Raw genomic sequence first — 5,644 nt, forward strand, 5'->3', positions numbered from 1 at the left:
TAAGATTCAAAAAACTAACTGTTTGCTGTCAATGGTAGCGGACGAGCGTAGCGTGGGAGCATAAGGAATTGACAGCTTTAAACCAGTCTTAACACTGAATTGGCGAAAGCCAAAGTTTCTATAAAACTTTGCTTTCCTGCCTAACGGCGAGTGAAAAAGCGGTCAAGCTGGCTCAGCTTGGACGGGGTACGGGGCGTCAGCACCCGAATTAATGTGGCTTGCCACACCTTATTAGGCAACGAACGTAGTGAGGCGCAAGGAGCGTAGCGACTGGAGTTTAATGTGAGCCTTTTTGGGGCTCACTCCTTTGTTTTTTTGTTTTAGATTTTGATCTTGTACAGTGGTGCCTCTTTTAAACCTCTTTTATAAACCTCTTTTAAACCTCTTTTAGACCCCTATTGAGCCCTACTCTCCCAGGGAATACAGGAGTTTATGGATAGAGTTTTGTCTGTTTATGGATAGAGTTTTGTCTGTTTATAGATAGAGTTTTGTCTGTTTATAGATAGAGTTTTGTCTGTTTATAGATAGAGTTTTGTAGTATTATATATTCATAAAACCATATTCATTAAAAGAGGTGCTTCATTTGAGTAATGAAATTGTTAAATATGATCCTGAATTAAATACAATCCCACTTCGAAAATTCACTCCTGTTGAAATGAATTTATTCTTCTCAATAGTTTCTAGAATGCGTGACAAGGGTGACGAAACTGTAAGGTTTTCATTTGATCAATTAAAAGAATTAAGTGCATATAAACCTACAGCAAATAACCGATTTATTGACGATATTGAAAGTACTTATCAAAAAATTTTAGGCTTAGGCTTTGGAAGGCGTAGTAAAGATGGGCTGCATCGTGAATTTTTTGTTATGTTTACCGAATTTGAGATAAACGGCCATGCTGATGATCCTTATGTTGATATTAAAATTTACCCCAAAGCTATAAAATTATTAAATGAGCTGGAAAGTTGGGTTCGTTATGCTTTATCAGAATTCAGAGATTTAAAAAGTAGCTACGCAAAAACCATGTTTCGGTTACTAAAACAATTTAGAACTACTGGGTACGCTTACTTTTCAGTTGCAGACTTTAACGAGCTATTAGATGTCCCTAAAAGCTATAAAAGTAGCAATATAAATCAATCCGTTTTAAAACCCATCAAAGAGGAACTTACGCCTCTTTTTAGAGGCCTAACGGTTAGAAAAAAATATGGTAAAGGCCGCGGAAAACCAGTGATTGGGTATTCTTTTACTTGGAAGTCTGAAAAGAAAAACGCTAATGACTTCTCACAAGGTCAATTTCAAGATGAACGTCAAAAACTCTTTAACATTCAGCATAATGGTGAATTAACAGAACAGGAAAAATGGCGTGCCATTGATAAAGTTAAGGGGTTAACTCTAGGTTCTACTGAAAAGCAAGCATTGGCTGTCAAACAAGCCGAACATGATAAAAAAATAAGAGATCAAGCACGAAAAGAAGCACTTGCTGAACTCCGAAAGGGGTTTGGAAATCATGCCTAAAACAATTAAAGAACTTGATGATAAATTGAAAGTCTTTAAACAGACTATTTTCAGTATTACTACAAAGGATTAAAAAAATTGATAGATCAGCAATAAAGGTTACAACTATCAACTGTTACAAAAAAATTGTGAACTGAAAGAATATGTAAAGTGAACCCCCTGAGTTGGAGTAAATCCAGACTCAGGGGGTTCACTTTACTGGGCTAGTGTCCACTAAAACGATTTTTAAATAGATCCTAGTAGCTTTTTAAAAATGAATTTGCCGAAAACAAATTTTTGTCAGAAGATCGCGATAGACAATCAGCTACTTCACAGGTAATTTATCCTACCTCAGTAACGAACGCACAGGAAGTCACATTCGTTCGACATGATTCCAATTAGCATGATTGCTTTTATAATTGATAATGGATTTTATATGGAAGATAGAACTAATCAGTGATGAATATTCTACAATAGTTAATATATAGGATAAAAGAAAATTCAGCGGAGCGATAATTGTTAAAATACATTGGTTCTTGATAGATTCACGTGCAGATGATACTGATAACAATATTACAACAACCACATAGCAAACCATAGATAATAACATTTGCCAATCGGCATACCGAATGGTAATGAATAAAAGATATATATATACATACGGTTCTATGAGCATGAAGAATTCTTGTAAAATTGAATTTGGTAACTTACAAAACGTAAGCATTTTACTAAGCCCATGGTTTCTATTGAAAAACAAATGATGATATTTTACAAAAGCAATAAAACGACCGTATTTCCATCGATACCTTTGTCTTACGAGAGACTTGAACTTACTTACAGGCTGAGTATAGGCAACTGCATCATTAGCATAACCTATAATATATCTTTTATTTCCATACGCAGAAAGCAACTTTAGGGTTAAGTCAATATCCTCTGTAGGGGTATTGATATCGTATCCACCAATCTTTTTTAACGCGTTAGTTCTGAATGTAGACCCGATCCCACCGACTATATATAGTGTTTTAAGAACATGTTCAGCACATTTACCCCTATACGAGCTAATAAATTCGAATCTTTGACATAACCCTAAAACAGTTGGTACGTGTATCATTTTAACATTCATAGCCATTGCCAAAGTTTTACGGTTCCAAAACCATTCAACCATTCTTTCCACAGCAGATTTATCTAGAATAGAATCGGCATCTAAAACCATCATTAAATCAGTATCAACATGGTTGAATAAGGCATTGTTGATGGCTACAGATTTTCCTCCATTCGGTTGGTTAATCAGAGTCACTGGATAGTCAGTATGGTTGTCAATAAAATGCTGCACTACTTCTGACGTTCGATCAGCAGAGCCGTCATTAACAATGATTATTTTCTTATTCTGATAACAATTTTTGCAAACGGATTCAATGGTTTTACGAATAGACTTTTCCTCATTGAATGCGGGTATAACAATTGTTATCGATGGATTGTAATTATTTATCTCATGTCTGTGACTTGATCTAAACTTGATGTATTTGTAATCATATACATTTGAAAAGAAATAAGCAATGAATATACGTAAAAGGCCAAAAAAGCTCATTACTATAATGACGCTATTGGCTATTCTCATCAGTTTAGACACTTCTATCCAACTCATTTAACTCCGTACCAACTCTTTAGAAACTTATTGTATATTGTAAAACCTAATAAAATAACCAGCATAATGGCTCCCAAAATCGGTAAAAAATTAAATATTTTTTCTCCAGTTTGAGGAAGCAATGTTGCTCCTGCCGCTACCCCAGCCATGCTTTTTCCTAGTTTCCCTGTTTCGGACATAAAGAGTCCCCCCTATAATAAATTATAAAGTACTGAAATTTTTCTTAATATTACCATAAATTTAAAAGAGTTGCATGCTCGTCCAGTGGTAGATTGTAAAATTAATCCGAACGCTGATCCATAAATCAAATCAGCAAAATATTTTGCAACAATGAGGGAGAAATTTTTCTGTTCTGATGTAAAGGCTGGGTAGACTAACAGCTTCGGACTACGTTTCTTGAATGTCCAGAATATCCTGTTGATAATATTCATGTGTAATATTAATCAAAGTAGACATATAAAATGTAATTCAACGAAGTATTAGACCACCAGGAAGACCTTGAATCAAAAAAAAAGATATAACTTGCACCAGGACAAGAAAGTACAAAAACATAAAGGACATTGAGAACCTAGTTATAGAAAACTATTTATTGTATTTTAGAGGCTATAATATACAAATAACCCCTCGAAAACATTGAAAGAATAACCCCTAATATCTATAATGTAGATATTAGGGGTTATTTATTTTTATATACCATAAATAGCTTCTTTTATTCGTTATTTTTTCGATACCTTTTAGAACGATTTTGACCAGGAAATAAACGATCATGCGATCCGACTCGAATTCCAATTAAGACTAGTTCATCTTTATCAATCGTATAAACCACCAGGACATCGTTAGTTTCGCTTGGTATTTTGTTTTTCGGGGTATCTCGTAAGTGAAATTCATTATACCCGCTCATTCGCCGATTAAGTTCATGATCCTCAAATTCTGGTGGTAATTGTTGTTGCTCAAGCAACAGGTCAATGGCTGCTCGAACTTCATCAATAATAGATTTGTCTAAACTGGCTAACCGTTTTAGATCAGCATTAAAGGTTGCACGTGGTTTAAATCTTAGTTTTTTCATTATTTAAACTGACCCCAATAATCATCATCTGATGCAACAATTTCATCGTCAGGTAAAACATGGCGTTTAATTAACTGATCACGTGCAATTGCATATTCTAACGAACCTTCTTTAGCTTTTAATGCTCTTTCTAGCCAGTCCATTTTTTCTTGTGAAACGATGGCTACTGCGCGACTATTTGAACGAGCAATATAAACGGTTTCGTCTTCGTCATTAACTTGATCTAAATATTTTTTTAGGTTAGCGCGAAAATCGCTCTGTGTTAGTGCTAATGTCATATTTACCACCCTTTCGTTGTACTTAATATTGTACTTTAATTTGTACTAAAAATCAATTTTTTTTAAGGAGCTAAAACTATGCAACAAATTGTCTTACCCATCAAAGATTCAAATGTGCTCAAAGAAGTGCAAGATACGTTACTCCATAATTTCAAAGCTGGTTGGCGTAACTATACCGTTTTTCAAGTGGGTAAAGCGACTCTGTTGCGAGTGAGCGACGTTATGAAGCTTCGTTGGACAGATGTCTTTAACGAAAACGGCACCGTGCGTCAGAATGCGTTTATACACGACCAAAAGACCGGTAAAGCTAACCTGCTCTACTTAAAACCCGTGCAAACTGATTTATTAGCCTATCAAGCTTGGTTGCAAGAAAACCATTTGGTTTCTGACTGGTTGTTTCCCTCGATTCAGCACCCAGAACGACATATCACGGAAAAACAGTTCTACAAAATCATGAGCAAGGTTGGCGATCTGTTAGGCATTAATTATCTAGGGACCCATACGATGCGCAAAACCGGGGCTTATCGGGTCTACACGCAATCAAATTACAATATTGGCTTAGTCATGAATTTGCTCAATCATTCCAGTGAGGCGATGACTTTAGCTTATTTAGGCTTAGACCAAGCAAGTACCGAAAGTATGTTAGATCAAATTGATTTTGGGTAAATTAGTTTGATTTTGTTGTCGCCAACGGCGACTTCTGATACAGGTTTTTAATGGGTCTAGCACAACATAGAATAAATTCTATGTGTAAGTGCGCATTGACCTCGTTTCACTCGGTCTACTGATAACCATAAAATCAATTTTTGCCGTTGTTGAATGGAATGTATTCTTAATTCAATTTATGCTTACACTTAACTGAGTTTGTTATGCTTTAAATGCTAAAAATTGTTGCATATCCCGCTGCTTTCAACCAAATTTTTTTAATTGCTTTGTGCAGAGATTCTCTATAAACTTAATTACAAAATTTGAATAACTAACTGTAAGAACTGCGTATCTAAACTGAAATTATTATTTTGATGTTAGGAGTAATCAAGCTGGACGAAAAGAAAGTATTAAAACCCATTGTTGAAATGCTTGCTGATCCTTGGCAAGTTGATATTCAAGAATTATTTGAGGCTTCCGTCAATAAACCCGACGAGATTAAAAAGAACTTGTATGAT

The 5,644-nt window shown here is 35.1% G+C and carries 6 protein-coding genes; 2 read left to right on the forward strand and 4 right to left on the reverse strand.

The features are described from left to right. Positions 1 to 583: 583 nt before the first annotated feature. Positions 584 to 1,513, forward strand: a complete 930-nt coding sequence (locus tag EKM64_RS11100; RefSeq protein WP_125678534.1) for a replication initiation protein — start codon at positions 584 to 586, stop codon at positions 1,511 to 1,513. 352 nt (positions 1,514 to 1,865) lie between these two features. Here EKM64_RS11100 and EKM64_RS11110 read toward each other — a convergent pair whose 3' ends face one another. The 4 genes from EKM64_RS11110 to EKM64_RS11125 form a co-directional block, all read right to left on the reverse strand. Then, positions 1,866 to 3,137 carry a glycosyltransferase gene (locus EKM64_RS11110; RefSeq protein ID WP_125678536.1) on the reverse strand — a complete coding sequence of 424 codons (1,272 nt, stop codon included), beginning with the start codon at positions 3,135 to 3,137 and terminating at the stop codon, positions 1,866 to 1,868. Next, a complete protein-coding gene (locus EKM64_RS11115; protein WP_125678538.1) occupies positions 3,134 to 3,316 on the reverse strand; it encodes an LPXTG cell wall anchor domain-containing protein in 183 nt (60 codons plus the stop codon). Before EKM64_RS11115 ends, EKM64_RS11110 begins: the two co-directional genes overlap by 4 nt. A gap of 530 nt (positions 3,317 to 3,846) precedes the next feature. Next, positions 3,847 to 4,203 (reverse strand): type II toxin-antitoxin system YafQ family toxin, encoded by a 357-nt coding sequence (locus EKM64_RS11120; RefSeq protein WP_023061894.1) that lies wholly within the window; start codon positions 4,201 to 4,203, stop codon positions 3,847 to 3,849. After that, entirely contained in the window at positions 4,203 to 4,481 is a 279-nt protein-coding gene (locus EKM64_RS11125; protein ID WP_058906977.1) for a type II toxin-antitoxin system Phd/YefM family antitoxin, read from the reverse strand. The genes EKM64_RS11120 and EKM64_RS11125 overlap by 1 nt, the downstream gene beginning before the upstream one ends. 78 nt (positions 4,482 to 4,559) lie before the next feature. Here EKM64_RS11125 and EKM64_RS11130 point away from each other — a divergent pair, with 78 nt between their 5' ends. Beyond that, positions 4,560 to 5,147: a site-specific integrase gene (locus tag EKM64_RS11130; RefSeq protein WP_125678540.1), complete on the forward strand. Its 588-nt coding sequence runs from the start codon at positions 4,560 to 4,562 to the stop codon at positions 5,145 to 5,147. The last annotated feature ends 497 nt before the right edge of the window (positions 5,148 to 5,644 follow it).

It is taken from the genome of Companilactobacillus keshanensis (assembly GCF_003946205.1).
Taxonomy (GTDB): domain Bacteria; phylum Bacillota; class Bacilli; order Lactobacillales; family Lactobacillaceae; genus Companilactobacillus; species Companilactobacillus keshanensis.